The sequence below is a fragment of the Mesorhizobium sp. M7A.F.Ca.CA.001.10.2.1 genome (genome assembly GCF_003998575.1).
Taxonomy (GTDB): Bacteria; Pseudomonadota; Alphaproteobacteria; order Rhizobiales; family Rhizobiaceae; genus Mesorhizobium.
Window position 1 is genome coordinate 1 of record NZ_RZQY01000544.1, and the last position, 4,213, is coordinate 4,213.

The following is a 4,213-nucleotide window of genomic DNA, read 5'->3' on the forward strand; positions in this document are numbered from 1 at the left end:
CCACGGCCAAGGTCACGGCATGGATCCTCGGGTCTCCGCGACGTCGCTTCGCTCCTGCTCCGCCCGTGGATGACGAAGGTGGGAGCTGTCCGCGGGAAAACGCCATCTTCACACCGCCGCGACAAACCCGTCCAGAACGCGTTTCTGGCCGGCCTTGTCGAAGTCGATGGTCAATTTGTTGCCTTCGATGGCCGAGATGTTGCCGTTGCCGAATTTCTGGTGGAAGACGCGGTCGCCGACGTTGAAGGGCGATGGCTTGTCGGCGACGGATTTGGCGACCAGTTCGCCATCGATGGTGCGGCCCTTGACCGAGGTGCGGCCGGCGCCGTAGCCGCTGTCCGTCTCGCCATAGCCGATGCGCTCGACCTGGTGGCCGGAGCGCGAGCCCCAGTTGCGGTCGGTCGCCTCGGTGCGGTTGGCCTGCGCGCGCTGCCAGCCCGGCGTTGCATAGGTGTTGGAGAAGGCGCCGGATTTTTCGGTATCGGCGCCGACATTGTCGAAGCGCGAGGCGCCATAGGGGTTTTGCCGTCCCGCGCCCTGGCCGCCGCGACCGGAGGCAAAAGAACCGCCGCCATAGGAATTGCCGTAGCCGCCATAGGAGTTACCGCTTTCGGCGACTTCGACATGGGCTTCCGGCAGTTCGTCGAGGAAGCGTGACGGGATGGTCGACTGCCACAGGCCGTGGATGCGGCGGTTGGAGACGAACCAAAGATGCAGGTTCTTCTTGGCACGAGTCAGGCCGACATAGGCAAGGCGGCGCTCTTCCTCCAGCCCGGAGCGGCCGCCTTCATCCAGCGCACGCTGGTGCGGGAACAGGCCTTCCTCCCAGCCGGGCAGGAAGACGGTCTCGAATTCGAGGCCCTTGGCCGAATGCAGCGTCATGATCGAGACGGCGTCGAGCCCGGCATTCTGCTCGGCGTCCATGACGAGTGCGACATGCTCAAGGAAGGAGCGCAGCGATTCGTACTCCTCCATCGAACGGATCAGCTCTTTCAAATTCTCCAGCCGGCCGGGGGCTTCGACCGAGCGGTCGTTTTTCCACATGTCGGTGTAGCCGCTCTCTTCCAAGATGGTCTCGGCGAGCTCGGTGTGCGGCGTGGTTTCCAGCGCCTTTTGCCAGCGCTCGAAATTGGCCGACACCTCGCGCAAGGCAGCGCGCGGCTTCGGCTTCAACTCGTCGCTTTCGGCCAGCTTGGCGGCGGCCTCCAGCATCGGGATGCGCAGCGCACGCGCGGTGTCGTGGATCTGGCGGATGGTGGCTTCGCCAAGGCCGCGCTTCGGCACATTGACGATGCGCTCGAAGGCGAGGTCGTCGGCGCCTTGGGCGACGACACGGAAGAAGGCCAGCGCATCGCGGATTTCCATGCGCTCGTAGAAGCGCGGGCCGCCGATGACGCGGTAGTTGAGGCCGAGTGTGACGAAACGGTCCTCGAATTCGCGCATCTGGAAGGACGCGCGGACCAGGATCGCCATGTCGTTGAGATTGTGCTTTTGCCGCTGGTAGGTCTCGATGGTATCGCCGACGGCGCGCGCTTCTTCCTCGGAATCCCAGGCGGCGTGGACATGCACCTTGCCGTCCTCCGGATCGTTCCGGTCGGTGAACAGCGTCTTGCCGAAGCGGCCCTCATTGTGGGCGATGAGGTGGGAGGCCGCGCCAAGGATGTGCGCGGTCGAGCGGTAGTTGCGCTCCAGCCGGATGATGGTGGCGCCGGGAAAATCCTTGTCGAAGCGCAGGATGTTGTCGATCTCGGCACCGCGCCAGCCATAGATCGACTGATCGTCGTCGCCGACGCAGCAGATGTTTACGGTGGCGCGGGTTTCGGCCGAAGAGCGCCCAATCTCCCCCCTAGAGGGGGAGATGTCGCCGGAGGCGACAGAGGGGGGCGCTGTCCCTCCAGCCTGTCGGCGCGAGGCGCCCCCCTCTGTCCTGCCGGACATCTCCCCCTCAAGGGGGGAGATCGGCTTGCCTTGAGGCCGCTGCGCCAGGAGGCGCAGCCACATGTACTGGGCGGTGTTGGTGTCCTGGTACTCGTCGACGAGGATGTATTTGAAGCGCTTGTGGTATTCCTTGAGCACGTCCGGATTGGCGCGGAAGATGCGGATCGGGTGGCACAGCAGGTCGCCGAAATCGCAGGCGTTCAGCGTCTTCAGCCGCTCCTGATAGGCCTTGTAGAGTTCGCGGCCCTTGCCGTTGGCGAAGGCGCGGGCGTCGCCCTCGGTGATGTCGGACGGGCCTTGTCCCTTGTTCTTCCAGCCGTCGATCATCTGGGCGAACTGCTTGGCCGGCCAGCGCTTGTCGTCCAGACCTTCGGCCTGGATCAGCTGCTTGATCAGCCGCACGACGTCGTCGGTGTCGAGGATGGTGAAGTCGGAGCGCAAACCGGCGAGTTCGGCATGTCTGCGAAGCAGCTTCACGCCAATCGAGTGGAAGGTGCCGAGCCATGGCATGCCCTCGACGTTGCCTTCGCCGATCAGGACGCCGATGCGGATCTTCATCTCGCGCGCGGCCTTGTTGGTGAAGGTCACCGCGAGGATCTGCGACGGGAACGCCTTGCCGGTGGCGAGGATGTGAGCGATGCGGGTGGTGAGCACGCGGGTCTTGCCGGTGCCGGCTCCGGCCAGCACCAGAACCGGGCCTTCGGTGGTTTCCACCGCCAGCCGCTGCTCCGGGTTGAGGCCCTTCAGATAGTCGGGTGCGTTGTTGTGTCCGCTGCGGGCAGCCATGGCGCGCGCGGCGATGCCCGACGGGGCCGTGGGCCGCGCATTGGGTTCGTCGAAAAAGGGCATGTCTTCGGAAAAGCCGGACATCGCCCCGAATGTAGTGATTCGGTGGGGAAAGACCAGAACTGTCTACGTTTTGTTCCGCTAAAGTGCCCGATTGCTGCCCACGCTCCCAGTGCGGTCGATGTTATCCCAATGGCGATGGACCATTACCGCCTGCGCTTGAGGCCCATGCTTGACAGGCGGGACCGTCGGGAGAAAGTTGTGCTTCGGGCAGCGACGCAATGCCGGGTTGCCATGGCAGCGCCGCAAAGCGCAACAGTCGAAGGAGTATCATCTTGGCTGTCACCATCACCTCCCTCATTCTTTTCCTCATCGGCCTGGCACTCGGCGGCGGCGGCATCCGCCTGGCGATGCTGGGCGGCAGCTGGTACTATGTCGTTGCCGGCCTTGCCTTCCTGATCGCCGCCTGGCTGCTTTACCGGCGCAGGTCGACTGCTTTGTGGCTCTACGCGGTGATCGTGCTCGGCACGTTGGCCTGGGCGGTCTGGGAAACCGGCTTCGACTGGTGGGAACTCGGGCCTCGCGGCGGCATCATCGTGCTTCTCGCTTTTTGGCTGCTGACGCCGTGGGCGAGGCGGGGTCTCGTCGGCCCTGACGGGCGCGCGCCGCTGATCCTTGCCGTGCTGGCATCATTGGCCGTCGCCGGTTATTCGATGACTTCGGATCCGAAGGATATTGCCGGCGAACTCGGCACCGACAAGGTGGTCGCCAACGCCAATCTCGGCAATGATGTGCCGGCCGGCGAATGGCACTATTACGGCCGCACGCAGTTCGGCCAGCGCTATTCGCCGCTCGACCAGATCACACCGGACAATGTCGCCAAGCTGCAGCCTGCCTGGACCTACCAGACCGGCGATGTGAAGGGTCCCGACGATGTCGGCGAGACCACCTATCAGGTGACGCCGCTGAAGATCGGCGACACACTCTACATCTGCACGCCGCATAATTTCGCCATCGCCATCGATGCCGCGAGCGGAAAGGAGAAATGGCGCTTCGATCCCAAGGTCAAGCTCGACAAGGACCGCCAGCACCAGACCTGCCGCGGCGTGGCCTATTACGCCGATGCCGCCGGCGCCGCCGGGCAGCCCTGTGCGACCCGCGTCTATCTGCCGACCTCGGATGCGCGGCTGATCGCGCTCGATGCCGCCAACGGGCAGATCTGCCCGGCTTTCGCCGAGGGCGGCACGCTGAACCTTCTGACCAACATGCCCTATCCGAAGTCGGGCTATTATTACTCGACCTCGGCCCCGCTGATCTCAGCCGGCAAGATCATCGTCGGCGGCGCGGTCAACGACAATTATTCGACGCAGGAGCCATCCGGCGTCATCCGCGCCTACGACGCTGCCACCGGCGCGCTGGTGTGGAACTGGGATTCCGGCAATCCGGACCAGATAACGCCGCTGCCGGCCGGCCAGACCTATACCGCCAA

2 protein-coding genes are annotated in these 4,213 nt (G+C 64.5%); one reads left to right on the forward strand and one right to left on the reverse strand.

Translation table 11 applies throughout. The annotated features are described in order from the left end of the window. Nucleotides 1-108: 108 nt before the first annotated feature. Nucleotides 109-2,808, reverse strand: a complete 2,700-nt coding sequence (locus tag EN964_RS26845; RefSeq protein ID WP_127276953.1) for an ATP-dependent helicase — start codon at nucleotides 2,806-2,808, stop codon at nucleotides 109-111. 251 nt (nucleotides 2,809-3,059) lie between these two features. Between EN964_RS26845 and EN964_RS26850 the strand changes: the two genes are divergently transcribed. Then, nucleotides 3,060-4,213: PQQ-binding-like beta-propeller repeat protein (locus EN964_RS26850; protein WP_164776010.1), on the forward strand; the 1,154-nt coding region annotated here is incomplete at its 3' end.